This window comes from Psychrobacter sp. AOP5-GZ1-6 (genome assembly GCF_052376345.1).
Classification (GTDB): domain Bacteria; phylum Pseudomonadota; class Gammaproteobacteria; order Pseudomonadales; family Moraxellaceae; genus Psychrobacter.
This window is the reverse complement of sequence record NZ_JBQSVP010000341.1, coordinates 1-512: the sequence shown is the minus strand read 5'-3', so window position 1 is coordinate 512 and position 512 is coordinate 1. Positions and strand designations below refer to the sequence as shown.

Here is a 512-nt window from a genome sequence, read left to right as displayed (position 1 = left end):
CCTCCTGTCAGCGCCACATGAACAGGGTTACCACAAGCATCAACCATGAGATGTAACTTGCTGCTATTGCCAGCAACGCTGGTGCCGATGGCTTCATCACGACAACTGGCAGCGCCTGTACTGTGCTGATGTGCTTTTACCACGCTACCATCTATAAATAACCATTCACTATCGTAGTCTGCTGTCATTATGGACATCAGTTGTTGCCATTTACCCGTTTTACGCCAATAGCGGTATTGATGATATACGGTAGACCACTTGCCAAAGCAGGTTGGTAAGTCGCGCCATGGACAGCCAATACGTATGCGGTACAACATCGCTTCGACTGTTCGCCTTAGATTGGGCTTGTTATATATGTTAATTTGTCGCAATATATCAGACAGCTTTTGCCATTGTTCATCAGTGAGCATGGTACGAGCCATAAGTAACGCCTTTTCTCTTTGTTGTGGTAAACAAGAGTGTAAGGCGTTGCTTATTTTTTTCAACTATTTCCCAATTCTATACAGCCCCTA

1 protein-coding gene is annotated in these 512 nt (G+C 44.9%); it reads right to left on the bottom strand.

The window, feature by feature from the left end:
• A partial coding sequence (locus ACT3RN_RS16110; protein ID WP_444518867.1) for an IS5 family transposase occupies positions 1 to 422 on the bottom strand: 422 nt, incomplete at its 3' end.
• Positions 423 to 512: the final 90 nt, after the last annotated feature.